The sequence below is a fragment of the Halomonas sp. LBP4 genome (assembly GCF_003202205.1).
Lineage (GTDB): Bacteria > Pseudomonadota > Gammaproteobacteria > Pseudomonadales > Halomonadaceae > Halomonas > Halomonas flagellata.
In genome coordinates this window covers 1461059-1487159 of sequence record NZ_PDOG01000001.1, presented here as the reverse complement: position 1 = coordinate 1487159, position 26101 = coordinate 1461059, and the positions used below count along the sequence as shown (strand labels likewise).

Annotated in this window: 28 protein-coding genes; 14 read left to right on the top strand and 14 right to left on the bottom strand. The window is 67.4% G+C overall.

The features are described 5' to 3' along the window. Positions 1-80: 80 nt before the first annotated feature. A complete protein-coding gene (locus tag CR157_RS06785; RefSeq protein ID WP_110282711.1) occupies positions 81-689 on the top strand; it encodes an FMN-dependent NADH-azoreductase in 609 nt (202 codons plus the stop codon). Between the two features lie 90 nt (positions 690-779). On the opposite strand, the gene CR157_RS06780 is transcribed toward CR157_RS06785, so the two are convergent. Both CR157_RS06780 and CR157_RS06775 read right to left on the bottom strand, forming a co-directional pair. Beyond that, on the bottom strand, positions 780-1847 hold the full coding sequence (locus tag CR157_RS06780) for a metal-dependent hydrolase (protein ID WP_110282710.1): 1068 nt from the start codon (positions 1845-1847) through the stop codon (positions 780-782). Between the two features lie 63 nt (positions 1848-1910). Continuing rightward, a complete protein-coding gene (locus CR157_RS06775) occupies positions 1911-2450 on the bottom strand; it encodes a DNA-3-methyladenine glycosylase I (protein ID WP_110282709.1) in 540 nt (179 codons plus the stop codon). A 173-nt stretch (positions 2451-2623) separates the two neighbouring features. Here CR157_RS06775 and CR157_RS06770 point away from each other — a divergent pair, with 173 nt between their 5' ends. Next, a complete protein-coding gene (locus CR157_RS06770) occupies positions 2624-3064 on the top strand; it encodes a VOC family protein (protein ID WP_110282708.1) in 441 nt (146 codons plus the stop codon). Between the two features lie 346 nt (positions 3065-3410). Here CR157_RS06770 and CR157_RS06765 read toward each other — a convergent pair whose 3' ends face one another. Beyond that, positions 3411-3815 carry a DoxX family protein gene (locus tag CR157_RS06765; protein WP_110282707.1) on the bottom strand — a complete coding sequence of 135 codons (405 nt, stop codon included), beginning with the start codon at positions 3813-3815 and terminating at the stop codon, positions 3411-3413. Between the two features lie 113 nt (positions 3816-3928). Between CR157_RS06765 and CR157_RS06760 the strand changes: the two genes are divergently transcribed. Next, on the top strand, positions 3929-4378 hold the full coding sequence (locus tag CR157_RS06760) for an META domain-containing protein (protein ID WP_110282706.1): 450 nt from the start codon (positions 3929-3931) through the stop codon (positions 4376-4378). A gap of 63 nt (positions 4379-4441) precedes the next feature. Here CR157_RS06760 and CR157_RS06755 read toward each other — a convergent pair whose 3' ends face one another. The 3 genes from CR157_RS06755 to CR157_RS06745 form a co-directional block, all read right to left on the bottom strand. Then, positions 4442-7291: a valine--tRNA ligase gene (locus CR157_RS06755; protein ID WP_110282705.1), complete on the bottom strand. Its 2850-nt coding sequence runs from the start codon at positions 7289-7291 to the stop codon at positions 4442-4444. A 334-nt stretch (positions 7292-7625) separates the two neighbouring features. Next, positions 7626-8078, bottom strand: a complete 453-nt coding sequence (locus CR157_RS06750; RefSeq protein WP_110282704.1) for a DNA polymerase III subunit chi — start codon at positions 8076-8078, stop codon at positions 7626-7628. 79 nt (positions 8079-8157) lie between these two features. Further along, a complete protein-coding gene (locus CR157_RS06745) occupies positions 8158-9684 on the bottom strand; it encodes a leucyl aminopeptidase (RefSeq protein WP_110282703.1) in 1527 nt (508 codons plus the stop codon). Positions 9685-9790: 106 nt separating this feature from the next. Between CR157_RS06745 and lptF the strand changes: the two genes are divergently transcribed. The 5 genes from lptF (at position 9791) to bfr (ending at position 13456) form a co-directional block, all read left to right on the top strand. Beyond that, complete coding sequence (gene lptF, locus CR157_RS06740) at positions 9791-10873, top strand: LPS export ABC transporter permease LptF (protein ID WP_110282702.1); 1083 nt, start codon at positions 9791-9793, stop codon at positions 10871-10873. Continuing rightward, on the top strand, positions 10870-11934 hold the full coding sequence (lptG, locus tag CR157_RS06735) for an LPS export ABC transporter permease LptG (protein WP_110282701.1): 1065 nt from the start codon (positions 10870-10872) through the stop codon (positions 11932-11934). Before lptF ends, lptG begins: the two co-directional genes overlap by 4 nt. A gap of 14 nt (positions 11935-11948) precedes the next feature. Next, a complete protein-coding gene (locus CR157_RS06730) occupies positions 11949-12431 on the top strand; it encodes an RDD family protein (protein WP_110282700.1) in 483 nt (160 codons plus the stop codon). Between the two features lie 116 nt (positions 12432-12547). After that, a complete protein-coding gene (locus tag CR157_RS06725; protein WP_110282699.1) occupies positions 12548-12754 on the top strand; it encodes a (2Fe-2S)-binding protein in 207 nt (68 codons plus the stop codon). A 219-nt stretch (positions 12755-12973) separates the two neighbouring features. Further along, positions 12974-13456 carry a bacterioferritin gene (gene bfr, locus CR157_RS06720; RefSeq protein WP_110282698.1) on the top strand — a complete coding sequence of 161 codons (483 nt, stop codon included), beginning with the start codon at positions 12974-12976 and terminating at the stop codon, positions 13454-13456. Positions 13457-13709: 253 nt separating this feature from the next. Here the strand turns inward: bfr and CR157_RS06715 are convergent, their stop codons facing one another. The 3 genes from CR157_RS06715 to CR157_RS06705 are packed head-to-tail and all read right to left on the bottom strand — an operon-like array spanning position 13710 to position 15614. Continuing rightward, entirely contained in the window at positions 13710-13934 is a 225-nt protein-coding gene (locus tag CR157_RS06715) for a DUF1653 domain-containing protein (protein WP_110282697.1), read from the bottom strand. Positions 13935-13948: 14 nt separating this feature from the next. Then, positions 13949-14806: a tRNA cyclic N6-threonylcarbamoyladenosine(37) synthase TcdA gene (tcdA, locus tag CR157_RS06710; protein ID WP_110282696.1), complete on the bottom strand. Its 858-nt coding sequence runs from the start codon at positions 14804-14806 to the stop codon at positions 13949-13951. 34 nt (positions 14807-14840) lie between these two features. Then, complete coding sequence (locus CR157_RS06705; RefSeq protein ID WP_110282695.1) at positions 14841-15614, bottom strand: pseudouridine synthase; 774 nt, start codon at positions 15612-15614, stop codon at positions 14841-14843. 306 nt (positions 15615-15920) lie between these two features. Between CR157_RS06705 and CR157_RS06700 the strand changes: the two genes are divergently transcribed. From CR157_RS06700 to CR157_RS06685, 4 genes are all read left to right on the top strand, one after another. Further along, on the top strand, positions 15921-16340 hold the full coding sequence (locus CR157_RS06700) for an STAS/SEC14 domain-containing protein (protein ID WP_110282694.1): 420 nt from the start codon (positions 15921-15923) through the stop codon (positions 16338-16340). A 30-nt stretch (positions 16341-16370) separates the two neighbouring features. Continuing rightward, positions 16371-16721 carry a VOC family protein gene (locus tag CR157_RS06695; RefSeq protein WP_110282693.1) on the top strand — a complete coding sequence of 117 codons (351 nt, stop codon included), beginning with the start codon at positions 16371-16373 and terminating at the stop codon, positions 16719-16721. A gap of 251 nt (positions 16722-16972) precedes the next feature. Beyond that, positions 16973-17242, top strand: a complete 270-nt coding sequence (locus CR157_RS06690; protein WP_110282692.1) for a hypothetical protein — start codon at positions 16973-16975, stop codon at positions 17240-17242. 21 nt (positions 17243-17263) lie between these two features. Then, complete coding sequence (locus CR157_RS06685; RefSeq protein WP_110282691.1) at positions 17264-18037, top strand: ADP-ribosylglycohydrolase family protein; 774 nt, start codon at positions 17264-17266, stop codon at positions 18035-18037. A gap of 20 nt (positions 18038-18057) precedes the next feature. Here CR157_RS06685 and CR157_RS06680 read toward each other — a convergent pair whose 3' ends face one another. Together CR157_RS06680 and CR157_RS06675 are read right to left on the bottom strand one after the other, a co-directional pair. Next, the gene (locus tag CR157_RS06680) at positions 18058-18864 is read right to left on the bottom strand and encodes an inositol monophosphatase family protein (RefSeq protein WP_110282690.1); all 807 of its coding nucleotides are present in this window, start codon (positions 18862-18864) and stop codon (positions 18058-18060) included. An 85-nt stretch (positions 18865-18949) separates the two neighbouring features. Further along, positions 18950-20110 carry a cation diffusion facilitator family transporter gene (locus tag CR157_RS06675; protein WP_110282689.1) on the bottom strand — a complete coding sequence of 387 codons (1161 nt, stop codon included), beginning with the start codon at positions 20108-20110 and terminating at the stop codon, positions 18950-18952. A gap of 235 nt (positions 20111-20345) precedes the next feature. Between CR157_RS06675 and aceK the strand changes: the two genes are divergently transcribed. Both aceK and CR157_RS06665 read left to right on the top strand, forming a co-directional pair. Continuing rightward, entirely contained in the window at positions 20346-22103 is a 1758-nt protein-coding gene (gene aceK, locus CR157_RS06670) for a bifunctional isocitrate dehydrogenase kinase/phosphatase (RefSeq protein ID WP_110282688.1), read from the top strand. A 175-nt stretch (positions 22104-22278) separates the two neighbouring features. Further along, positions 22279-23073: a tRNA-uridine aminocarboxypropyltransferase gene (locus tag CR157_RS06665; RefSeq protein WP_110282687.1), complete on the top strand. Its 795-nt coding sequence runs from the start codon at positions 22279-22281 to the stop codon at positions 23071-23073. On the opposite strand, the gene CR157_RS06660 is transcribed toward CR157_RS06665, so the two are convergent. From CR157_RS06660 to CR157_RS06650, 3 genes are all read right to left on the bottom strand, one after another. Continuing rightward, positions 23074-24318: a TraB/GumN family protein gene (locus CR157_RS06660; protein WP_110282686.1), complete on the bottom strand. Its 1245-nt coding sequence runs from the start codon at positions 24316-24318 to the stop codon at positions 23074-23076. It abuts the gene before it with no gap. A 78-nt stretch (positions 24319-24396) separates the two neighbouring features. After that, on the bottom strand, positions 24397-25845 hold the full coding sequence (locus CR157_RS06655) for a TrkH family potassium uptake protein (RefSeq protein WP_110282685.1): 1449 nt from the start codon (positions 25843-25845) through the stop codon (positions 24397-24399). A gap of 43 nt (positions 25846-25888) precedes the next feature. Beyond that, positions 25889-26101 (bottom strand): TrkA C-terminal domain-containing protein (locus CR157_RS06650; RefSeq protein ID WP_306766762.1); only part of this gene is annotated, 213 nt, incomplete at its 5' end.

Here is a 26101-nt window from a genome sequence, read left to right as displayed (position 1 = left end):
GCGGTTTTTTGCGCTTTTCGTTGTAAAAATTCCACCTAGAATGGCAATCATTACCCTGTTAATGACTCAAGGAGATTGCCATGACTACCCGCGCCCTCGTCATCACGTCCTCCATCCTGGGCCACCAGGGCCAGTCCATCGCCCTGGCCGAACACTTCAAGGAGCGCGCCGCCGGACGCGACGGTCTCGAGGTGACCAGCCGCGACCTGGTCGCCGACGAGCTGCCCCATCTCGGCCCCGCCGAGCTCGGCAGCTGGCAGGTGCCGGTGGCCGAGCGCACGGCCGAGCAGCGTGACCTGGCGGCCCGCTCCGATGCCCTGATCGCCGAGCTGCGTGACCACGACGTGCTGGTGCTGGCGGTGCCGCTCTACAACCTGGGCATTCCGTCCCAGCTCAAGGCCTGGTTCGACCGGGTGCTGCGTGCCGGCGAGACCTTCCGCTACACCGAGCAGGGCCCTCGAGGGCTGGTCGAGGGCAAGCGGGCGGTGATCCTGGCGGCCCGCGGCGGCCAGTACGCCGGCACGCCGCTGGACAGCCAGACCCCGCACCTGAAGGGCATGCTGGGCCTGATCGGCATCACCGAGGTGGACGTGGTCTACGCCGAGGGCCTCGCCATGGGCGAGGGCCACCGCGAGGCCGCCCTGAAGGAGGCGAAGCAGGCCATCGACAGCCTGGTGGCGCGCCTGTAACCGCCACGATCAACGGCGGGTGTCGTACGCGAGCGGGGTGGCCGAATGGCCAGCCCGCCTTGGCGTCTGCACTCGGCCGGGAGGGCAGGCTCAGCACCAGCCGGGGCGGCTGACCACCCACCGGCTGGCCACGAAGGCGCTGGTGCAGAGTGACGCCTCCGGGTTGAGGATGCGGGCGCCGAGCCGCGCGAGGGCATCGCGGTTGCTTCGGGCGGGGGCAGGCACCTGCTGGGGGACGTCCAGCGGTTGCCAGTCGCCGCCGTCGCGGATCGCCAGGGTGAAGCTGAAGGGGTGGAAGCCCGGAAAGCCGAGGCGCAGGTCGGTGGCCACCAGGGTCTCCCGGCCATCGAGCTCGCGCACCTCGTAGCGCAGGAAGGGGCCGGCGAACCAGTCGAGCCTGGCGCCACGCCGGCTCGCCAGGGCCACCGGTTCCAGCTCGGCGCCGCGGGAGTAGGTCTCCAGTTCTGGCGCGCGGTCGCCGTCGAAGAGTCCGAGCAGGGTCTCGTACTGCCGGTCGCCGTCGACCACCGTCACCCGCCACAGCAGGGTATTGAAGGGCGTCGGCTGTACCAGCCGTGGGGCCTCCGCGAGGCCGTGACCGACCAGCACCGGCTCGAGGCGCTGCTCCACCAGGGTCTTGGCGCCCACCGCGAACACCAGGTAGGCCGTGGAGAGCGCCAGGCCCCAGGCGGGGCCGCGCCGGCCGTTGCCGCCGACCAGGGCCACGCCGATACCCACCAGCAGTGGCAGGGTATAGAGCGGGTCGATGATGAACACGATCGGCCAGGCCGACGGGCGCACGTCCAGCGGCCACCACAGCTGGGTGCCGTAGGTGGTCAGGGCATCGAGCAGCGGATGGGTCACCAGGCAGAGCCCGAAGAAGGCCCACCAGCGGCGGAAGGCGATGTCCCGGGGCGGGGCGAAGCGGGCGGCGAGCAGGGCGAGCAGGGTGGCCAGGCCCGAGAGCACGAAGAGCGAGTGGGAAAAGCCGCGGTGCTCGGTGATGTCGGCCACGGCATCGCCGTAGTCGATGACCACGTCCAGGTCGGGCAGGGTGCCCAGCACCGCCCCGATCAGCACCGCCTTGCGGCCCAACCGGCGACCCAGCACCACACCGCCGATCGAGGCGCCCAGCGCCACTTGGGTAACGGGATCCATGATTCGTGCCCCCTGGCGTGTTCCAACCTTTCTGTGATGCTCCGGGTCGCGAGCGGTTCCCGCTCAGAACCGCTGTGCCCAGGCGGGGCCGGCCACGAGGATGCGCGCGTGCACCGGGCAGTCGTCGCGGTGGGCGCCGGACAGGTAGCCGGTGCTCATCAGGAATTCCTTGACGATCTCCGGCCCGGTGAAGCGGAAGGTACGCCGGAACAGCCGTACCCAGTCGTCATGGGAGAGCGGGTGGTGGTGGTCGAGCCAGGCGCGGAAGCTGCCGTGCTCGGCCTGCAGACCCTGGATCACCGCGGCGTTGTGGATCGTCGCCTCAACCTTGAGACGGTTGCGGATGATGCCGGCGTCGGTCAGCAGGCGCTCGCGCTCGGCCTCGCCATAGTCGGCGATCCGCTCGATCGCGAAGCCCTCGAAGGCTCGCCGGAAGGCGTCGCGTTTCTTCAGCACGGTGAGCCAGGACAGGCCCGCCTGGTTGATCTCCAGGACCAGGCGCTCGAAGAGCGCGGTGTCGTCGGCGACCGGGAAGCCGTATTCGCGATCGTGGTAGGGGCCGTGAAACGGATGACCCGGTGCCAGGTCACAGTAGTGGCTCATCGATGGCTCTCGATCTTGGCAGGGAAAGGTCGGATTGCCGACAATACCCGTCTACCTTATTACACTCCGGGAGCAGGCGTCATGACACACAGCCCCCCGGCCGTGTCGACCGCCCTCCCGAGATCTTCAACGCCTGCACTCACCGATCCACGACCCAGGAGAAGGACATCGCCATGCAGTACCTGCACACCATGGTTCGCGTCAGCGATCTGGACGCCTCCCTGCGCTTCTATTGCGACCTGCTGGGCCTCAAGGAGGTGCGCCGCAAGGAGAACGAGAAGGGGCGCTTCACCCTGGTCTTCCTCGCCGCGCCGGAGGACGAGGCGCGCTCCGCCGAACTCAAGGCGCCGGAGCTGGAGCTGACCTGGAACTGGGAGCCCGAAGAATACACCGGCGGGCGCAACTTCGGTCACCTGGCCTACCGGGTCGACGACATCTACGCTCTCTGCGAGAAGCTGCAGGCGGGGGGCGTGACCATCAATCGCCCGCCCCGGGACGGTCACATGGCCTTCGTCAGGAGCCCCGACGGGATCTCCGTCGAGCTGCTGCAGAAGGGCGAGGCCCTGCCCCCGAAGGAGCCCTGGGTATCGATGGAGAATACCGGCACCTGGTGACATCCAGGCGAAAGCTGGCTGCGCTCGCTCATACGGCATTGAAACCGGCTTAAAATCCGAGGCACTCCCAGAAATATTTCAGCATTATCAATGCATTGGGCATGGGTGGGTGGCAAGCTGCCAGCGCTGCCGGTCCCTATGGGGTCAGACCCCGGCGGTGTCGAATCCGCTCGCAAGGCGCACCATGACGGGCTTCGTGACTTGGCTGGGGTCTGACCCCATAGGGGCAGACTCGGCGCCTTTTTCGGCGAACATGCTGTCAACATCGAGAAAAACGTGGAGATTCGTCAGGCTTAAAATGCTCATTTACCCGATTGTAAACTGCGCTTTCTCGCTGGATGACGGATCAATCCGGGCGCCAGGCCATGCGTCCGCTGCCGAGGAAGACGAGGGCCACGGCACCGAACAGGAAGAGCCCCTGCACCTCCAGGGCCCAGCCGCCGTTGCTGGTGAACTCGGTGAGCTGGTGCATATGGGCCAGGAAGATCGCCACCACCATGTTGGCGGCCATCAGTAGGCCAGCCAGGCGCGTCTGGATGCCGATGATGGCCATCAGGGGGGCGACGAGTTCTCCGATCAGCACGCCATAGGCGAGGAAGCTGGGCAGGCCTTGGGCGGAGAGGGTATCGCCGATCCAGGTCAGGCTGCCGGGGTTGAGCAGCTTGGTCAGGCCGTGGGGCAGCAGCAGGCCGGCTACCGTCAGGCGCAGGATCAGCTTGCCGAGGGCGTCGTTGTGAAGGGCATGGAACATGACGAGGTCCTTGTCGTGCGGCGGGGGAATTGTCTGCGGGCGCCGGCTGATGCAAGCTTGGCCCTCGGCGCCGAGCATCGGCATGAACCGCTGTGAGCCTCAAGGAAGATATCATGACGACCAATCGCTTCGCCAAGTCGCTCGCCCTGCTGCTGGGGGCGCTCACGCTGGCCGCCTGCAGCAGCCGTCCCGTTCCCGAACCCGGTGCACGGACGGCCGCGCTGGAGGGGCCGGTGGTGGGACCGCGCTGGAACCTGCTGCTGGTGGGGACCGACGAGCGCCTCTCGATGCCCGAAACTCCTCACATCGTAGTCGCGCCGGACGGCCGGGTGAGCGGCAGCGACGGCTGCAACCAGCTGAATGGCCGGGTGCGGCTGGGCGAGGGCAATCGCATCGAGTTCACCGAGCTCGCCACCACCCGCCGGGCCTGTCCCCAGGGGGAGGACGCCCGGCGCGTCACCGGGATGATGGAGAACGCCCACCGCTACCTGATCGACCACGACCGGCTGGTGTTCTTCGGCCCGGACCAGCGGGTATTGGGCGGCTGGCGCCGCGCCGACTGAGCAGGCCTCGGCATGACAACGGCCCGCCTGGGGCGGGCCGTTGTCGATACCCGGGGGGCAAGATCAGAGCGTAGCGATCTTGTCGCGCTGTTCGACCAGCAGGTTGCGGGTGGCCTGGAAGTCGGCGAGCTTGCCGCGCTCCTTCTCGACCACCGCCGCCGGCGCCTTGGCGACGAAGCTTTCGTTGGAAAGCTTCTTCTCGATGCCGCCGATCAGCTTGTCCTGCTTGTCGATCTCCCTGGTGAGCCGGGCCAGCTCCGCCTCCTTGTCGATCAGGTCGGCCATGGGCACCAGCACCTCCAGCTCGCCGACCAGCTGGGTGGCCGAGAGCGGCGCCTGGGCGGGATCGTCGAGCCAGGTGGCGCGCTCGAGCTTGGCCAGCTTGGCGAGGAACGGGCGGTTGGCCTCGAGGCGCTCGCGATCCGCCGGACCGCCCTTGGTCAGCAGCACCTCCAGCGGCTTGCCCGGGGCAATGTTCATCTCGGCGCGGATGTTGCGCACCGCGATGATCACGCCCTTGAGCCACTCGATATCGTGGGTCGCGGTCTCGTCGATCATCTCCGGCTCGGCCTGGGGCCAGGGCTCGCTCATGATCGACTCGCTGCCGTCACCACTCGCCTTGCCGGCCAGCGGGGCGACGCGCTGCCAGATCTCCTCGGAGATATAGGGCATCATCGGGTGGGCCAGGCGCAGGATCGCCTCGAGCACCCGCACCAGGGTGCGGCGGGTGCCGCGCTTGGCTTCCCGGCTGGCATTGTCGTCCCAGAGCACCGGCTTGGAGAGTTCCAGGTACCAGTCGCAGTACTCGTTCCAGACGAACTCGTAGAGCGCCTGGGAGGCGTGGTCGAAGCGGAACTCCTCCATGGCCCGGGTCACCTGGGCCTCGGTCTGCTGCAGGCGCGAGACGATCCAGCGGTCGGCCAGCGACAGCTCGACGGGCTCGTCGCCGGTGCCGGTGTCCTGCCCCTCGGCGTTCATCAGCACATAGCGCGAGGCGTTCCACAGCTTGTTGCAGAAGTTGCGGTAGCCGTCCAGTCGCCCCATGTCGAACTTGATGTCGCGCCCGGTGGTGGCCTGGGACAGGAAGGTGAAGCGCAGCGCATCGGTGCCGTGGGGCTCGATGCCCTCGGGGAACTCGTCGCGGGTGGCCTTGGCGATCGCCTTGGCCTTCTGCGGCTGCATCAGGCTGCCGGTGCGCTTCTCGACCAGGTTCTCCAGGTCGATGCCGTCGATCAGGTCGATGGGGTCGAGCACATTGCCCTTGGACTTGGACATCTTCTGGCCCTGGCCGTCGCGCACCAGGCCGTGGACGTAGACCTGCTTGAAGGGCACCTCGCCGGTGAATTTCAGGGTCAGCATGATCATCCGCGCGACCCAGAAGAAGATGATGTCGAAGCCGGTGACCAGCACGCTGGAGGGGTGGAAGGTCTTGAGCTCGTCGGTCTGCTCCGGCCAGCCGAGGGTGCCGAAGGTCCACAGGCCCGAGCTGAACCAGGTGTCGAGCACGTCCTCGTCCTGGGTCAGGGCGATATCGGCGGCGAGGCCGTACTTGTCGCGGGCCTCGGCCTCGGTGCGTGCCACGTAGACGTTGCCTTCGGCGTCGTACCAGGCGGGGATGCGGTGGCCCCACCACAGCTGGCGCGAGATGCACCAGTCCTGGAGGTCGCGCATCCAGGAGAAGTACATGTTCTCGTAGTTCTTGGGCACGAACTGGATGTCGCCCTTCTCCACCGCCGCGATGGCCGGCCCCGCCAGCTCCTCGACGGCGACGAACCACTGGTCGGTGAGCAGCGGCTCGATGACGTCGCCGCTGCGGTCGCCATAGGGCAGGGTGTTGCTGACCGTCTCGACCCGCTCGAGCAGTCCCGCTGCCTCCATGTCGGCGACGATGCGCTGCCGAGCCTCGAAGCGGTCGAGGCCGGCATAGGCCTCGGGCAGGCTGGGGTCGATCTCGGGCAGCGGTCGGCCCTGGATATCGAAGGCTTCCGCCCGGGCCAGGATGCTGGCGTCCTGGGTGAAGACGTTGATCAGCGGCAGGCCCTGGCGGCGGCCGACCTCGTAGTCGTTGAAGTCGTGGGCCGGAGTGACCTTCACGCAGCCCGAGCCCTTGTCCATATCGGCGTGCTCGTCGGCGACGATCGGGATGCGCCGGCCCACCAGCGGCAGCTCGATGAACTTGCCGACCAGCGAGGCGTAGCGCGGATCCTCGGGGTTCACCGCCACCCCGGTATCACCCAGCATCGTCTCGGGGCGGGTGGTGGCGACGACCAGATGGTCGAGGCCGGCGTCGCTGGTCACGCCGTCGGCCAGCGGGTAGCGGAAGTGCCAGAACTGGCCCTGCTGGTCGCGGTTCTCTACCTCCAGGTCGGAGATCGCGGTGTGCAGGGTCGGGTCCCAGTTGACCAGCCGCTTGCCGCGGTAGATCAGCTCCTCTTCATAGAGGCGCACGAAGACTTCCTGCACCGCCTTGTAGAAGCCGTCGTCCATGGTGAAGCGTTCGCGGCTCCAGTCGACGCTGGCGCCCATGCGGCGTAGCTGGCGGGTGATGTGGCCGCCGGACTCCTGCTTCCACTCCCACACCTTGTCGATGAAGGCCTCGCGCCCCAGGTCATGGCGGCTCTTGCCCTCCTCGGCGGCGACCTTGCGCTCCACCAGCATTTGCGTCGCGATGCCGGCGTGGTCGGTGCCCACCTGCCACAGGGTGTTCCTGCCCTGCATGCGCCGCCAGCGGATCAGGGTGTCCATGATGGTGTCCTGGAAGGCATGGCCCATGTGCAGGCTGCCGGTCACGTTGGGCGGCGGGATCATGATCGAGTAGGGCTCGCCCACGCCGCTCGGGGCGAAGCGGTCGCCGGCCTCCCAGCGCTCGTACCAGCGGGATTCGATCTGCTCGGGTTGGTAGGTCTTGTCCATGGGCGTTCCGGGTCCAGAAATGGGCAGCGCCGGCCGGGGGCGGGCCGGGCAGCAGGAATTCATCGAAAAATGGGCCCGATTATAGCGCGATGAGGCCTTGATCGTCAGCTCGACTGACCGCGCAGAGAGTGGGCCTCCAGCGTTGGCGGTCCCTTTGAGGTCAGGCCCCGGCGGTGTTGAAGCCGCTTGTCATGTGCATGACTGAGGGCTTGCAGGTTCGGCTGAGGTCTGACCCCAAAGGGGCCATGCCGCCGATATCTTCAGCGAAGACCCGCAGGGATAGACCCCAAGAAGTCGCGGCCTCGGCGTCCCTCCATCGTCAGCGCCGATTGCCCTAGCCACGTAACTGATGGGCCTTGACCGGATAGCCGCGTTGCTTGTAGGTCTGCCAGCATTCGCGCTTGGCGGTCAGCACGTCCTGGTGCTGGTTGATGATCTCGGCCACCCGTTCGAAGCGCGAGAACCACTCGGGGATGCCCGGGTGCAGGTTGAGCATCGCCTGCACGGCAAGCTCCGGCGCCGGCGGGCCCTCCCAACCGATGGTTACCGGCACGCCCGACGCCATCTCGCTGCCGAGCAGGTTACTGTCCACAAGGGCGTGGGGCAGGTAGGCGTCGGGACGGAAGGTCCACAGCCGGTCGTCGAGGTCCCGGGCCATGGCCTCGTCCTCGGCGTGCAGGTGCAGCCGGTAGCCCTTGCGGGCGATGGTCTCGGCCAGGCGACAGGCGAAGCCGAGGCGCGCCTCCAGCGTCGTGTCGGGCAGGATGTAGAAGTCGACGCGGGTCAAAGAGAGATCCTTTCAGAACCAGGCAGATAAGGGCTGCCCCCGGCGCCCTCTCGTCGGAGAGGGCATGGTACAGGCGTTCTTAGAGCTCGCGGCCGTTCTCCACGCTCTTCGTCTCCTCCTCGCGGTCCAGCAGGTACTGGGTCAGCAGGCCCACCGGGCGGCCGCTGGCGCCTTTCTGCTTGCCGGAGGTCCAGGCGGTGCCGGCGATGTCGAGGTGTGCCCAGGGGAACTTGTCGGCGAAGCGCGAGAGGAAGCAGGCGGCGGTGATGGTGCCCGCCGGGCGGCCACCGATGTTGGCCAGGTCGGCGAAATTGGAGTCGAGCTGCTCCTGGTACTCGTCCCACAGCGGCAGGTGCCAGGCACGGTCCCAGGCGGTCTCGCCGGCGTCGAGCAGGTCCAGCGCCAGGTCGTCGTCGTTGGAGAGCAGGCCGGTGGCGTGGTGGCCCAGGGCGATGATCGCGGCCCCCGTGAGGGTGGCGATGTCGACCACGCTGGCCGGTTCGAAGCGCTCGGCATAGGTCAGGGCGTCGCACAGTACCAGGCGGCCCTCGGCGTCGGTGTTGAGCACCTCCACCGAGAGGCCCTTGAGGGTCTTGATGATGTCGCCGGGCTTGGTGGCACGGCCGTCGGGCATGTTCTCGGCGGCGGCGACGATGCCCACCAGGTTGAGCTTCGGCTTGATGGCCAGTATCGCCTTGACGGTACCGAACACGCTGGCCGCACCGCACATGTCGAACTTCATCTCGTCCATGGCCTCGCCGGGCTTGAGCGAGATGCCGCCGGTGTCGAAGGTGATGCCCTTGCCCACCAGCACATGGGGGGCCTCGTCGGGGCTCTCGGCGCCCTGGTAGCGCATCACGATCAGCCGCGAGGGTTGATCGCTGCCGCGCCCCACGGAGAGCAGGCTGAGGGCCCCCAGGCGCTCGAGCGCCTCCTCGTCGAGGATCTCCACGGAGAGCGCGCCGTCGGAGGCCCTGCCCAGCGCCTCGGCCTGCTCGGCCAGGTAGCGCGGGGTGCAGACGTTGCCCGGCAGGTTACCCAGGGTGCGGGTGTAGGCGACGCCTTCGCCCACCGCCTTGCCGATGCGGGCGCCCTCGCGGGCCGAGTCGGCATCGCCGTTCTCGCTGACCAGCAGGGTGACGCGCTCGAGCCTGGGGGCCGGTGCCGGCTCCGACTTGAACTCGGTGAAGCGGTAGACGGCGCGCTGGGCGGCCTCGGCCACCATGTGGGCCTTCCAGTCGCAGGCGCGGTCGGGCAGCGACACGTCGGTGAAGGCCACGGCGGCGTCATCGACCGGCAACCCGGCCAGGGCAGTGAAGGCGGCGTCCAGGGCCTTGCGGAAGGCTCCCTCCCGGCACTTGTCCCGGTTGCCCAGTCCCACCAGCAGCAGGCGTTCGGCGCTGACCCCGGGGGCGAAGGGAATCAGTTGCACATTGCCCAGCTTGGGGTCGAAATCGCCGCGCTCGATCAGCTGGCCGATCAGCCGCTCGCTGGCATCGTCGAGCTTGGCGGCGGCGGGCAGGAGGTCGCCATCCTTGAACACCGGTACCACGATACAGGCCGTCTCGGTCTTGACGGGATTGCCCGTCTGAACTGGGAATTCCATGGTGTCTCCACAAGACAAGCGTTGGGGGATTCTGGATAATGCCGGCACTCGGCCGTGTCACGCCAGTGTACCCAAGGCATGGCCCGAATGCATGGAAGGCGGCTGCATGATCATCTTTCGTTACCTGACCCGCGAGATCCTGCTCACCATGGCCGCGGTGGCCGGGGTGCTGCTGCTCGTCATCATGGGCAGCCGTTTCATCCGCTACTTCACCAATGCCGCCGAGGGGGAGATTCCGGTGAGCATCCTCGGCACCCTGATGCTGTTCCATCTGCCGGGCTTTCTCGAACTGATCCTGCCGCTGGCCTTCTTCCTCGGCATCCTGCTGGCCTATGGCCAGCTCTATCTCAACAGCGAGATCACCGTGCTGGTGGCCTGCGGCACCAGCCCCAACCGGCTGCTGCAGGTGAGCCTGGTGCCGGCCACCCTGGTGGCGGTCCTGGTCGGGCTGTGCAGCCTCTGGCTGACACCGGCGGGCGCCCTGCACAATGCGGTGATGCTCGAGGAGCAGCGCAGTCAGCTGGACTTCACGGCATTGGCCCCCGGCCGCTTCCAGGACTTCGGCGGTGGCCGTACCGCCTACACCGAGGGGTTCGACGACGGCCAGGCGCGCATGGAGAACGTCTTTATCAGTGAGCGCCAGCGACGCCGCGACGGCACCCCCGAAAGCACGGTCACCCGCGCCGCGAGCGGTTACCAGACCGTCGACCCGGATACCGGCAGTCGCTTTCTGGTGCTGGCCGACGGCGAGCGCTACAGCGTCGAACCGGGGCGTCATCAGGCCGAACGGTTGGAGTTCGATACCTATGCGGTGCGGCTCTCCCAGGCCGATGACATGCGCGAACTCGATGTGCCGGAGTACGCCAGTACGGCGGCCCTGCTCGCCGACGATTCGCTGCGCGCCAGGGCCCAGCTGCAGTGGCGGCTCGGCCTGCCGCCAATGGTCTTCATCCTCACCCTGCTGGCCATGCCGCTGTCCCGGGTCAACCCCCGCCAGGGCCGCTTCGCCAAGCTGTTGCCGGCAATCTTCCTGCACGTCGCCTACCTGAGCCTGCTGCTGGCGGCATTGGACGCCATCGGGCGTGGGGCCCTGCCGGCGGCAGTGGGCATGTGGCCGATCCACGGTGCCTTCCTGGCTCTCGGCCTGGCGATGACGGCCCATGCCCAGCGCAAGGGGATGAGTGGATGATCGCCGATCGCTTCGACCGTTACCTGGCCCGCAACGTCCTGGCCGCCATCGTCGTGGTGCAGGTGGTGCTGCTCGGCCTCGACCTGGTGATCACCTACATCAACGACCTGGACGACGTGGAGGGGGGCTATGGCGCCTTCCAGGTGCTGCTCTACCTGCTGATGCGCCTGCCCTGGCGCTTCTACCAGTATGCGCCGGTGGGGGTGCTGATCGGCGCCCTGATCGGCCTGGGCAGCATGGCCTCGAGCAACGAGCTCACGGTGATGCGCGCCGCCGGCCGTTCCCTGACCCGTATCCTCTGGGGGGTGATGAAACCGATCATCCTGGTGGTGGTGGTGGTGCTGTTCATCGCCGAGTACGTCAGCCCGCGCACCGAACAGTTCGCCAGCGCCTGGCGCCTGGAGCAGATGCAGGGGGAGGGCGCGGTGCTCACCGAGCGCGGCGGTTGGCAGCGCGAGGGCGACAGCTTCTATCGCTTCGGCGCCATCCGGGCCGACGATACCGTGCTCGACCTGACCCGTTACCGCTACGAGGGCCGGGTGCTGAACGAGGCCACCACCGCCAAGCGGGCGGCCTGGCGGGATGGCGGCTGGGTGCTCGAGCGGGTCGAGGTGACCCGCTTCGGCGATGAGCGCACCGAGGTGGAACATCATGACACCCTGGACTGGGAGACCAGCCTGACCCCCGAGCAGCTCGGCCGCCTGCTACGGGACATCGACAGCCAGGCACCCAGCGAACTGTGGGCCTATGCCCGCTATCTCCAGGCCCAGGGGCAGGTGGCGACTCAGCCGCTGCTCTACTTCTGGCAGAAGATGCTGATGCCGCTGACCATGGGCTCGCTGGTGCTGGTGGCGGCCTCCTTCGTGTTCGGCCCGCTGCGCAGCGTGGCCGCCGGCACGCGGGTCTTCTACGGCGTGATCACCGGCCTGGCCTTCAAGTATCTGCAGGACCTGCTGGCGCCGGCTTCCACGGTATTCGGCTTCTCCCCGGCCTGGGCGGTGCTGGCGCCGACCCTGCTCTGTGCCGGGGTAGGGTTCTATCTGCTGCGACGAACCGGTTGAGGGCGTTCCATCTCATGCAACGACGCTTCGGTAATCTCGACGACACCTGGCCGGCCGGCCTGGGGCGGCGGCTGGGCGCGATGCTCTACGACAGCTTCCTGGTGGCGGCGATCTGGCTGCTGGTCACGACCCTGCACCTGGTCGTCGTGAGGCAGGTGCTGGGTCTGCCAGCCGAGCAGGTCGGGGCCGGCCTGGTCCAGGTGATCAGCCTGCGCCTGCTGCTGCTGGCCAGTGCCTTCGCCTTCTTCGCCTTCTTCTGGGTGCGCGGTGGCATGACGCTCGGCATGCAGGCCTGGCGGCTGCGGGTGCAGACCCTCGACGGCCGCTCCATTACCCTGGGCCAGAGCCTGGTGCGCTTCCTGGTGGGGGGGCTGTCGCTGGCCGCCTTCGGACTGGGCTACCTCTGGATCCTCTTCGATGCCGAGCGGCGCAGTTGGAGCGATATCGCCTCCGGCACCCGGGTGGTGGTGCTGCCCAAGCCGCAGCGAGGTCGTTGAGGCAACCTCGTTCTCATCCTTAGGTCGAATGAGAAGAAATTTCTTCTTCCTATGCTTGCGATAGGCTATGCGAATCATTTACATTCACTCCTGTAATCCGAGGCGAGGTGATGTCGATGTACGTGTGTCTTTGCAAGGGCGTGAGTGATCACAGGATCCGCCAGGCTGTCGAGGAGGGGGCGCGCAGCTGGCGCGATGTGCAGCGCGAGACCGGCTGTGGCACCCAGTGTGGCAAGTGCGCCTGCATGGGCAAGACCATCACCCGCGAAGCCGTGGTGGGCGAACTGGCGAGCTCTTCGGCCGACCTGGCCTACGCGGTCTGACTGCCTGCCGGCTTCCCCGGTCTCGCCCCGCCCCGCGAAAACTCAATCGCTATCATTCTTGTTGACACTCTCCCAACTCTTTGTCGTCGTTGGACTTTCTTGGTAGCGTGGCCAATACTGCAGATGGCCACGCAAGGTTGGCGTGCCCGGACGATAGGGCCGTGCCTGGCGTTGCCACCGCCCCTGACACCCGACTGCGACGATGAGGGAGAGACACCGATGAAAGGCGACAAGAAGGTCATCGAGCATCTGAACAAGACGCTCGGTAATGAACTGGTGGCCATCAATCAGTACTTCCTGCATGCCAAGATGTACAAGGACTGGGGCCTCAGGGCGCTGGCCAAGTGGGAGTACGACGAATCCATCGAGGAGATGAAGCACGCCGACAAGCTGATCGAGCGCATCCTCTTCCTCGAGGGCGTGCCCAATCTCCAGGACCTGGGCAAGCTGCAGATCGGCGAGAACACCCGCGAGATGCTGGAGTGCGACCTGAAGCTCGAGCACGAGGGTCGCAAGGACTATATCGAGGCGATCAAGCACTGCGAGAAGGTCCAGGACTACGTCAGCCGGGACCTGTTCCGCGAGATCCTCGCGGATGAAGAGGAGCATATCGATTACATCGAGACCGAACTCGGCCTGATCGACAAGGTCGGCCTCGAGAACTACCTGCAGACGCAGATGCAGGAAGCTGGCGGCGAGTGATCGTCGCTTCCCGGCAAGGACGTGGATGCCGCCCGCCCCTCCAACCTGGTCGTCGAGGACGACCAACGGCGAGGCGAGGGTGACACCGGCCCCCCGCGACACCGGTTGCCGACCAGGCCCTGGCGCTCAGTCGACAGGGCCCGGCAGTTCGGTGCCGGGGGCATGACGCCGCTTGGCGGCCATGGCGGCCTGCGCTAGGGAAAGGCAGCCTCTCTTCGCTCGTGACGAGAATCCGCACTTTCCCGGACGTGGATCAAAAGGCCTTCTCGAGCTCGAAGCGCGGTACCGGCTCGCCCTGCACTTCCACCAGCTCGGTGAATATCTCCAGTGGCCTGACCCAGAGACCGTAGTCGCCGTAGAGGGCGCGGTAGACCACCAGCGGCTCCTCGGTCTCGCTGTGGTGGGCCACGCCGAGCACCTCGTAGCGGTTGCCCTTGTAGTGGCAGTAGATGCCGGGAACGGGAAGCGGATGTGACATAGGGGCTCCGGAAGTCAGGGGGTGGCCGGGTCGCGGGTCGTCGCAGCCTGCCTGGCTAGCCGGGTCAGCACCCGGGCGGCGGCCGTGAAGCCGAAGCTGCCGGTGACGAAGGTGGCGGCACCGAAGCCCGAGGCGCAGTCGAGCCGGGTCGCCTCGCCGCTGCCGGGTTTCTGGAAGCAGACCTCGCCGTCGCTGCCCGGATAGACCAGTTGCTCGTCAGAGTAGACGCATTCCACCGAGAAGCGCCGCTTGGGATTGCGCGAGAAGCCGAAGTCGCGGCGCAGCCGCGCGCGCACCTTGGCCAGAAGCGGGTCGTGCTCGGTGCGGGCCAGGTCCGCCACCCGGATACGCGTCGGGTCGGTCTGGCCGCCGGCGGCGCCGGTCACCGTGATCGGCAGCTTGCGTCGCCGGCACCAGGCGATCAGTGCCGCCTTCGCTACCACGCTGTCGATGGCGTCCACCACATGGTCGGCGTCCTCGGGAATCCGCTCGGCCAGGTTGGTCGGGGTGACGAAGGCGGTGTCGGCGACCACCTCGATGCTCGGCTGGATAGCTCGGCAGCGTTCGGCCAGCACCTCCACCTTGGGGCGACCGATGGCGCCGTCGAGGGCATGCAGCTGGCGATTGACGTTGGAGACGCAGACGTCGTCGAGGTCGATCAGCGTCAGCCGGCCGATACCGGAGCGGGCCAGTGCCTCCACCGTCCAGCTGCCCACGCCGCCCACGCCCACCACCACCACATGGGCGCCGCGAAAGCGCGCGAAGGCGCGGGCGCCGTAGAGCCGGCGGATGCCGCCGAAGCGCAGGGCATGATCATCCGTGGCGACGTCGCGGGGATCGATGGCGGTGGAGGCGAAGGGCAGGTTGGTCATGGCGGTTCGTATCGGTCGCGGGTGGTGAATGAGGTCAGCTCGCGGGTTCGAGGTCGGCACGGGGCCGGGTCAGGCGCACCTTGTCCGGCGGCAGGTGGCCGGCCCAGCCGAAGCGCTGGAAGAGGGCCACCATGCTGGCCTCCGGGGCGGCGCTCAGTTCCAGGCGATGATCCTCCACCGGGTGGTCGAAGGCCAGGCCCACCGCGGCGAGCAGCAGGCGTAGGCAGTCGAGGCGCTCGGCGAAGAAGCGGTTATGGTTGCCCTTGCCGTGCTTGGCGTCGCCGATGATCGGGTAGCCGCGGCGTGCCAGGTGGCGGCGGATCTGGTGGCGCCGCCCGGTCAACGGCCGCGCCTCCATCAGCGAGTAGCGGCTCCGCGGGTAGCGATCGACCTGCACCGGCAGCTCCACGCTGTCCAGGCGCCTCACCGCGGTCACCGCCTCCAGCGCCGGCATCTCAGCCTTGGGGCGGCGGCCGTCCTCCTCGCGAAGCGGGTATTCCAGCCGCTCGTGCTCGGGGCCGATGCCGCGCACCACCGCCAGGTAGCGTTTCGCCACCCGGCGTTCAGCGAAGGCGTCGGCCAGCGGCGTGGCGGCATCCGGCGACAGCGCGAAGACCATGAGGCCCGAGGTGGGGCGGTCCAGCCGGTGCACCGGATAGACCCGCCGGCCGAGCTGGTCGCGCAGGCGCTGCAGCAGGAACTGGTGCTCGCCCCGCGCCAGGGCAGTGCGGTGCACCAGCAGGCCCGCCGGCTTGTGCACGGCGACCAGATGGTCATCCTGATGAAGTATCGTCAGCGGAGGCGACATCATGGTTCCGGTCGGTGGAGCGAGGCCGGCCATTGTCGCCGTACGGGGCGGCGCTGTCACCCATGATCATGTGGCGAGGCGGGCGCTGTCGCGCTCGATCAGCGGTTCGAGGGTCAGGATGGCCTGGCGCCGTTCGGCCTTGCGCTCATGCAGCCGGGCGAGCCAGCGCCTGGCCTGAGGCATCCGGCAATTGTGACCCGGGGGTGTTGCCTTGTGGGTACCTGGGTTCCGGCAGGGTGACATCGACACGCTATGCTGAAAGCGACCGAGGCGCTCCGTTCCTCCCTTGATTCAAGGAGAACGTCCATGTTGGAACTCATCTCCCATCCGGCGGACCATGTCGTGGCGTTGAAGGCAGGAGGTATCGTGACGGCGCGGGAGCTACAGTGCGCTATTGATGCCATCGAGGCCGCCAAGAAGGCTCATCCCAGGGTCAGTATGGTGGCCGAAATCGACGACCTGCGCTGGATGACGCTGACCGCACTGATGAAAGATATCGGTTATGGTCTGACCCAGCTCGGAGACCTCAAGCACTACTATCGTGCCGCAGTGATCACCGACAAGGAGTGGATCAAGCATATCGCCCATCTGGAAGAAAGGCTGTTCAAGGCCCTGGAGATACGCACCTTTCCCAGACGCGATCGTGACGCCGCCATGGCCTGGGTCGGTGAATTACCCAAGGGCGCCCACGAGGATCCCGAAGAGGATGGCTATCACGGGGCGTGACCTCCCTGCAGAGAAATTTCGAGGTGAAATATGAAGGTCAGGCGCATCGTATCCAATACCGAGACCTCGGACCTCAGCAAGGCGGTCGCCTTTTACCGGGAGATTCTCGGCCTTGACCTGCTCATGGATCACGGATGGTTCCAGACGTATGGCTCGGACGAAAGGATGACCGTTCAAGTCAGCTTTGGATCGGAGGGTGGGTCAGGCACCCCAGTACCTGATCTTTCGATTGAGGTCGATGACTTGGAAGCCGCATTAACAAGAGTCAAAAAGGTAGACATTCCCATTGAGTATGGGCCAGTGAGTGAGGCTTGGGGAGTGCGGAGGTTCTATGTCCGAGATCCATTCGGGAAGCTTATCAATATCCTGCAGCACGAATGAACGGAGTTGCCCTAACACGGCGCTCAACCGGACGCTCGTGCCTCGCGCCGGTTAGCTCTGCGTTAATGCATCAGGACGCTCTAAATGTCCGCTCCTGGCCCAGCCGCACGCGTGCCAGGGGGAGGCTCGGCTGGTGGTCCCGGTGAAAGCGCGGGAAGGCGCTCCACTATACTTCCAAGTCAGGAGGCATCGACGGATCGCCTCTCCGTCTGGGGAACCGTGGGGATGTGAGAGCATCCCGGGAGGGTGTCGTGGACGAAGACTTGACCGAGATGACGCGCGAGGAGCTGCTGAACGAGGTCAAGAAGCTGCGCCAGGCGATTCGCGAGCATCGGGACTGCAGTGGGCATGACCTCTGCTGGCATCATCCGGCGCTGTGGGGCCTCCTGCCCGAGAAGACGGATCCACTGCCGGTCGTCCCCGAATGGCCGGAGTTCCTGCGGGGCTGCATCAAGTATCGTCAGTCCCTGGACGAGCAGGTGCCCCAGGCTCCACGCTCGGATGAGCCCTATGAGGAGTGATCGACATCGCGGGAGGTTGCCATGCTCGGCGCCATTGCGGGCGATATCATCGGCTCGGTGCATGAGGGGCGGGGGACCAAGCACCGGGACTTTCCCTTGTTCACGCCGCACAGCACCTTCACCGACGACACCGTGCTCTGCGTGGCGGTGGCGGAGGTGCTGCTTGCGGGCGGCGACTTCGTCGATGCCTACCACGACTACTTCCACCGCTACCCGGATGCCGGCTTCGGCGGTGGTTTCATGCGCTGGGCGGCGAGCCGCGACCGGCGGCCCTACTACAGCTGGGGCAACGGCTCGGCCATGCGGGTCCCGCCGGTGGGCTTCGCGGCCCAGACGCTGGACGAGGCCCTGACGCTGGCGCGGCGCAGCGCCGAGGTCACCCACGACCACCCCGAGGGCATCCGCGGCGCCCAGGCCGTGGCGGCGGTGATCTTCCTGGCGCGCCAGGGAGCCGACAAGGCGAGCCTGCGCAATGAGGTGGAAGCGCGCTTCGGCTACGACCTGTCCCGAAGCCTGGACGAGATCCGCCCCGGCTATCGCTTCGACGTCTCCTGCCAGGGCTCGGTGCCGCCGGCGATCACCGCCTTCCTGGAGGCCGACGGCGTCGAGGCGGCCATCCGCAATGCGGTCTCCCTGGGCGGCGATGCCGATACCCAGGCGTGCATGGCGGGGGCCATGGCCGAGGCCTTCCAGGGTGGCCTGCCCGAGCCGCTGCTCCGCGCGACCCTCGCGAGGTTGACGCCCGAGCTGCGCGCGGTGGTGAAGGCCTTTCAGGTCCGCTTTTCGTTACCTTGAGGCCGGCGTGCGGTGGCCGGTCATGGCGTCTCGATCAGCAACCTCTGCAGCTCGGCATGCCGTTCGGGCCTGGCCACCAGCAGGCTCTCCCAATTGGCGGGCTCGGGGTCGCCGGCGAGATCGGTGACCGTGCAGCCCGCCTCCCGGGCGATGACGATGCCGGCGGCGATGTCCCACAGCTCGAGCCGGGCGCCCTGGGACCAGAAGGCGTCGAAGCGGCCGAGACCGGCATAGGCGATCTCGAGAGCCGCCGAACCGGGGGTGCGGATGCCGGCCACCTCCGGCATCAGGGCGGTGAGCTGGCGCAGGCTGGTCGCGCAGTCGCCCTTCTCGTGGTAGGGCAGGGAGGTGCTCACCAGCATCTCGGTCAGCGGCTTCGCCGGCGGTGTCGGAAGGCGGCGCTCGTCGAGGAAGGCGCCCTGGCCGCGGATGGCCCAGAGCATCTCGTCGAGCAGCGGCTGGTAGACCACCCCGTGGGTCAGGGTCGTGCCCTCGCGCACGGCGATGGAGACCGAGAAGTGGGGCACCCGGTGCAGGAAGTTGTTGGTGCCGTCGAGCGGGTCGATGATCACCGTGACGTTGCCGGCCAGGGCTGGCGTGGCGCCGGTCTCCTCGCCGAGGAAGCCCACCTCGGGGTGGGCCCGGTGCACGATGTCGATGATGGTGCGCTCGGCCGCCTGGTCGTAGTGGGTCACGAAGTCCGAGGCGCCCTTGCACTCGAAGTCGATGGCGTCGGCCGTGCCGAAACCCTCGCACAGGATCTCGCCGGCCGCCCGGGCGGCACGCTGCAGGGTAGTGATCAGGGTCGGGGATGTCGGGTCGGTCATGCCGGGTCTCCTGATGGGCTTCACGATGAGTACCATCTTGATGGCGGACCATTGCAGGGAGTTGACGCCCGGATCGGGTCGGCTGTCAGGACGCGGGCTGCTCGGCCAGGCGACACACCTCCACATGGGAGAGCCAGGTGAGATCGCGGGCGCTGGCCTCCAGCGCAGTCACCACGGCCTGGCTCTCCAGGGGCGCCTGCTCGTCCAGGCAGGCCACCACCGTCACCGCGCCATCCAGGTAGTGCAGTTCCAGGTTACGCACCCAGGGCCAGGCGGCCAGGGACGACCAGCGCGCGGTGAGGGCCGCTTCCACCTCGGGGCGCAGCGGCAGGCCGGGGAAGCGACTGGGATCCCCTTCGCCGGCATCGTCCTCCGGATCGATGTGGAAGGTCAGGTCGGTGAGGGCGGGGTAGGCGCGGCGCAGCCGGCGGCTCACCTCGTTGCCGATCTCGTGGCCCTCCGAGACGCTGATGCGCGGCGACACCACCACGTGCAGGTCGAGCATGGCGCGCCCCGCCGACTGGCGGGTGCGCAGGTCGTGGACCCCCATCACGCCCGGGACGTTCAGCGCCACCTGGTGCATCCTGGCCTGTTCCTCCATGGGCAGGGCGGTGTCGACCAGCTCGCGGCCGGACTCCCAGAGCAGGTCCCAGCCGACCTTGCCCACCAGCAGGCCGACGATCACCGCGGCGACCGCATCCAGCCAGCCGACGCCGAGCTGGGCCGCGACCAGCGCCACCAGCACCACGGCGGTGGAGAGCACGTCGGAGCGGGAGTGCCAGGCGTTGGCCTCCAGCAGGCGCGACTTCACCCGCTTGGCGACCCGCATGGTGACATGAAAGAGCGCTTCCTTGGCGAGCAGGGCGACCAGGGCCAGCAGCATGGCCCAGTAGCCCGGCGGGGGGCTCTCTGCGCTGGTGATCAGCCGCTCCAGGCTCGACCAGGCGATGCCGCCGGCGACGAAGATCAGCACGCTGCCGAGGAAGAGCGTGGCCAGGGTCTCGATGCGGCCGTGGCCGTAGTGGTGGTCCTCGTCCGGTCCCTGGCGGCCGTAGTGGGTGGCGGCCAGCACCAGGACGTCGGTGACCAGGTCGGAGAAGGAGTGAATGCCGTCGGCGACCAGGGCCGCCGACCCCACCAGGGCGCCGACGATGACCTTGGCCAGGCCCAGCAAGCCATCCAGCCAGGCGGCCAGGTAGGTAACGCCTTTGGCTTCCCGCTGGTCGTTGGTAGGTGACGTCGCCATGGCGACCCCCGTCGAATCGGCCTCGGTTCGGCAAAGCCGGGATTCTACCGCAATCAGGCCTTCGGCATCAGGGGGCGGTGCGTCGCCGGCACACGAGTGGCGGCGATGGGCCCGCCCGAGATGGCGGTAGCGCGTGACCGGTGTGTTGCGGGACTACAGCCCGCTCCACCATCGTCGGCTCGCGAAAGTCGCCGGAATCCGCGATGCTGGCACTTCAAGCTGCCCGGAGTCCGCCATGAAGCTTTCGCCCGCCTATCGCCTCGCCGCCACGATCCTGTACGGCTTCGACGAGTATCGCTCGCGCTTCAAGGATATCACCGCGGATGCCAGCCGGCGCTTCCGCGATGCCGCCTGGCGCGAGGCCCAGCAGGCCTCGGCGGATCGCATCAACCTCTATGACGAGAAGGTCGAGGAGACGCTGGTGCGCCTGCAACGGACCTTCGAGGAGGAGGTGCTGACCCACTTTGACTGCTGGCGCGAGGCGCGTGGCCACTACGCCGGGCTAATCAGCCAGCGGCTCGACTACGAGCTGGCCGAGACCTACTTCAATTCGCTGTTCTGCTCGATCTTTCACCACCGGCACATCCGCAACGACTGGATGTTCGTCTACCGCTCCCGCGAGGCCGCCGCCCACCACTCCGGTCTCACCCTGACGCGCCGCCGAGGCGTGGAGGGGGACTGGGCCAGGGCGCTGCGTTGGGCGCTGGCCGAGGCGCCGCTCGAGATCCCCTTCGAGAATCTCGAGCGCGATGTCCGCTTGGGGGCGGACTTCCTCTCCAGCCACCTGCCGGCGGCGATCCTCGACGCCGTCGACGCCGAGGTCGAGCTGCTCAAGAGCGTCTTCTACCGCAACAAGGGGGCCTACCTGGTGGGGCGCATCCGCGGCGGCGGAGAGCAGGTGCCGCTGGTACTGCCCATCCTGCACGGCGAGCGGCAGGCGGCCAGCGAGGGCCTGCACCTGGATACGGTGATCATCGAGCCCGAGGAGGTGTCGATCATCTTCTCCTTCACCCGCGCCTACTTCCAGGTCGAGGTGCAGGTACCCTGCGAATTCGTCGACTTCCTGCAGGAGCTGATGCCCGACAAGCCCGAGGGCGAACTCTACTCGGCCATCGGCTTCTACAAGCACGGCAAGACCGAGTTCTTCCGTGGCCTGAACCGCCAGGTGGCCAAACGCGAGGACCGGTTCATCATCGCCCCCGGGGTGCGCGGCATGGTCATGGCGGTGTTCGTGCTGCCGTCCTATCGCACGGTGTTCAAGATCATCAAGGATCGCTTCGATCCCTCCAAGGAGATGAGCCGCGACAACGTGCGCGACAAGTACCATCTGGTCAAGCGCCACGACCGGGTGGGGCGCATGGCCGACACCCAGGAGTTCTCCAACTTCATCGTCCGGGCCGACCATTTCGCTCCCGAGTGCCTGGAACACCTGCTGGACGTCGCGCCATCGACCGTCTATCTCAAGGACGACAAGGTGATCATCAAGCACTGCTATACCGAGCGCATGATGACGCCGCTCAACCTCTATCTGGAGCAGTGCGACGAGGCCGAGACCTTCGCGGTGCTCAAGGACTACGGCAACGCCATCAAGCAGATGGCGGCGGCCAATATCTTTCCCGGCGACATGCTGCTGAAGAACTTCGGGGTCACCCGCCATGGCCGGGTGATCTTCTACGACTACGACGAGATCTGCTATCTCACCGAGTGCAACTTCCGCCACATCCCCGAGCCGATGTATCCGGAGCAGGAGCTCTCCAGCGAGCCCTGGTACTCGGTGGGACCCAATGATATTTTCCCCGAGGAGTTCGGCCCCTTCCTGTTCGCCGATATCCGGTTGCGCAAGCTCTTCTATGAGCTGCATCCGGAACTGTTCGATGCCGACTACTGGACGGGGTTGCAGCGGGCCATCCTCGACGGGCGGGTGATCGACGTCTACCCCTATCGTAACAAGCAGCGCTTCGTGCGCGATGATGGCAATGGCCTGGTCTACTGACGTCAACCACGAGCCGCATGACGGGAAAGCCCATGGGCGAGCAGAACCGGCCCCATCTGGTGCGTCACTGGACACGGGAGGGACGGCTGAGGATGCCGGAGACGCTGTTGGGCTGAGGCGTCGGCAGCGGAGCCTGCATGCTAGAATGCCGGTCCACTCTCCATGACGATGCGCCATGCAGGACGACTCTTTCCGCGTTGACACCGACCGGCACCCCGCTGTCGGGCCGGCCACCGATCCCGGAGCCGGGCACGCCATCGATCCCGCGAGCGGTCATCCCCGCCCGCCGCGACGCGAGTTCAAGGCGCGGGGCAGCTTCGTCCGGCGCTGCCCGGGCTGCCACCTGCCTGAGCTCAACTGTCTCTGCCCCTACCGGGTCACCGCCGCGAGCGTGGCCCGGGTGTGGCTGCTGACCCACGCCATGGAACACCACAAGCCCACCAATACCGGGCGCCTGATCCGTGACGTGCTGCCCGATACCGAGGTATTCACCTGGTACCGGACGGTGCCGGACGAGCGGCTGCTGGCGCTGCTCGACGACCCGCGCTATTCACCCTTCGTGATCTTCCCCGACGATCAGCCGGACTATGCGGACCGGGTGGTGGGAGTGGACGCCGTGGCCGGTGCCAAGCGGGAGGGGCGGATTCCGGTCTTTATCCTGCTCGATGGCACCTGGCGCCAGGCCCGGCGGATCTTCCGCAAGAGCCCCTATCTCGATGGCCTGCCGGTGCTGCCCCTGGCCACCGAGCGCCTGACCCGCTATCGGCTGCGCAAGCCGGCATCGGCATCGCACCTCTGTACCGCCGAGGTCGCCGCCGAGCTGCTGCGCCAGAGTGGTGATGTCGTCGCCGCCGATATCCTCGACGACTATTTCGACGCCTTCAACGACAGCTACGCCGCCAGCCGGCGCTTCGAGAGGCTCGAGGCGCCGACGGCGGCGATGAAGCGGTTAGTGGAGCGCCAGCGCTGATCAGGCACCGCTGCCGAACAGGGCGCCGGCGATGCGGAAGCCGGCGATCCAGGTGCCGGCGGCCGAGCCGATGGTGGCGGTCAGGAAGACCAGCAGGGTGCGCGAGACCCGGTTGCGCCACCAGCCCTTCAGCTCGGTGACGTCGTGGCGCAGGGTCGAGAAGTCCCGCACCTTGGGCTTGCGCATCCAGAGCTCCACCCCGGCGGCGACGAAGCCGGCGCCGATGGTGGGGTTGAGCGAGGTGAGGGGAGCCGCGACCACGGTGGCGGCCACCGTCACCGGGTGGGCCAGGGCCGCCAGGGTCGCCAGGCCCGAGAGCACACCATTGATCAGGAACCACTCGCCGACCAGTTGCCAGCCCAGGTCGGTGTTGCGCGAGAAGCCGATGGCGAAACCGGTCAGCACCAGGGCGGTGATCAGCCAGGGCAGGGCCCGCCACAGCTTCGTCGGCGGGGGCGTGACCTCCAGCCGCTCGCGCTCGGGGGTAGGGGCCTCGGGCAGCGGGGCTTCCAGCTGCTCGGCCATGCCCTTCATGTGGCCGGCCCCGATCACCACCAGCACGTTGCGGTAGCGCCCCGGCGGGGCGTCCTCCGCCAGGCGCAGCACCATGTAGCGGTCGCGCTCGGTGATCAGCGGGAGGTAGAGGGTCTCGGACTCGGCGGCGAACTCGCTGAAGGTGGACTCCAGGACGTCACCCTCCTTGAGCCGCTCGATCTCCTCGGCCGAGACCTCCTGGCGCGACATCACGCTGCCGAGCAACCCCGAGAACAGCGAGAAGCGCTGCCACCAGGGGACGTTGTGGTAGATGCGCTTGAGGGTGACGCCGACGTCGCGGTCGATCAGCAGCAGCGGCAGCCCCGCGCGACGGGTTTCCTCCAAGGCGGCGCGCATCTCGGCGCCCGGTTCGATCCCCGACTGCTCGGCGACCCGCTGCTGGAAGGCGCCCAGTGCCAGGCTGGCGGCCACCATGCCGGCCTTGCCCTGGCGGAAGATCTCGAACAGGTCCTGGCCGGCCAGGGCATCCGGGTTGTCGAGGCCCTGGTGGCGCGAGCCGCACAGCTCGATGGCCACGACGTCGAATTCGCCGGAGCGGATCAGTTCGCGTACGTCCGCGGCGCTCTCGGCGGAGACATGGGCGGTGCCCAGCAAGGTGTAGCGGGTCTCGCCCACCTCGACGACCCGGCGTGGGCCGCTGATGGCGTCATCCCGGCGGGGGGCGATCACGGAGTCCTGGGAGTCGGTCATGGACGCTCGGTGTGACGGAGTGAGAAGCTGATTATCCATGAAGGAACCTGCCAAGCCAAACCCCCGGGACACCTGGGGTCATTTTCTCCAGAAGGCCGGGGTGAACAGCACCAGCACGGTGAAGATCTCCAGGCGGCCGAGCAGCATGGCCATGACCAGGATCCACTTGGCGAGCACCGGCAGGTCGCCGTAATGGCTCGAGGCCTCGCCCAGGGCGGGGCCCAGGTTGTTCAGCGCCGAGGCCACCGTGGACCAGGCGGTGACCTGGTCGACGCCGGTGGCCATCACCCCCACCAGCATCACGAAGAACAGCATCACGTAGACCGAGAAGAAGCCCCATACCGCCTGGGCGATGCCGTCGGGGACGCTCACCTTGCCCACCTTCACCGCGATCACCGCACTGGGGTGGATCAGCCGCATCACCTCGCGCATGCCCTGCTTGAGGATCAGGATGATGCGGATCACCTTCATGCCGCCGCCGGTGGAACCCGAGCAACCACCGACGAAGGCGGCAACGAACAGCAGGAAGGGCAGGGCACCGGGCCAGGCGGAGAAGTCGGCGACCCCGAAGCCGGCGGTGGTCGCCACCGAGACCACCTGGAACAGGCCATGGCGCAGGCCGCGCTGTGTGTCGTAGGTGGCGGTCAGCCACAGCGTGATCACGGTGATCACGGTCAACCCGGCCAGGAACAGCAGCAGGAAGCGTGCCTCCGGGTCCTGCAGGTAGTGCTTGAGCTGTCGTCCGCGCCAGGCCATGAAGTGCAGGCTGAAACTCATCGCCGAGACGATCATGAAGCCCACGCAGATCAGCTCGACGGTGGCGCTGTCGAAGTGGCCGATGCTGGCGTCGTAGGTCGAGAAGCCGCCGATGGCGACGGTGGAGAAGCTGTGCCCCAGGGCGTCGAACCAGTCCATGCCGGCGGCCAGGTAGGCGAGGAAGCAGGTGAGGGTCAGGGCGGCATAGATGTACCACAGTGCCTTGGCGGTCTCGGTGATGCGGGGGGTGAGCTTGGAGTCCTTCAGCGGGCCGGGGATCTCGGTGCGGTAGAGCGCCATGCCGCCGACGCCGAGGGTCGGCAGGATCGCCACCGCCAGTACCACGATCCCCATGCCGCCCAGCCACTGCAGCTGCTGGCGATAGTAGAGTATCGACTCCGGCAGGAAGTCGATGCCGGTGATGACCGTGGCGCCGGTGGTGGTTAGCCCCGAGAAGGACTCGAACACCGCGTCGGTGACCGACAGCGCCGAAGCGTCGGCCAGCATCAGGGGCAGCGAGCCGAACAGCCCCAGCACGCTCCAGAACAACGCGGCGATCAGGAAGCCGTCGCGGGTGCGCAGTTCCTTGCGGGCCCGGCGGTTGGGCAGGTACATCACCGCCCCGGTGAGCACCGTGATGGCGATGGCGGCGGCGAAGGCTTCCCAGAGGCCGTCCTGGAACAGCAGCGAGATCAGGACCGGCGGCATCATGGTCAGGCTGAACAGCATCAGCAGCAGGCCGAGGATGCGCAGGATCATGCGCAGGCTCATCGGGCGACTCTCCTTGGGTCGCAGGGAGTGATCAGGATTGCCATCAGAAGAAGGTCAGGCCGACCTGGAACAGCCGCTCCACGTCGCGCAGGCGGCGCTTGTCGATCACGAACAGGATCACGTGGTCGCCGGACTCCACCACCACGTCGTCGTGGGCGATCAGCACCTCCTTGCCGCGCACGATGGCGCCGATGGTGGTGCCCCGCGGCAGGTCGATGGCGCCGATGGCGCGGCCCACCACCTTCGACGACTGGGC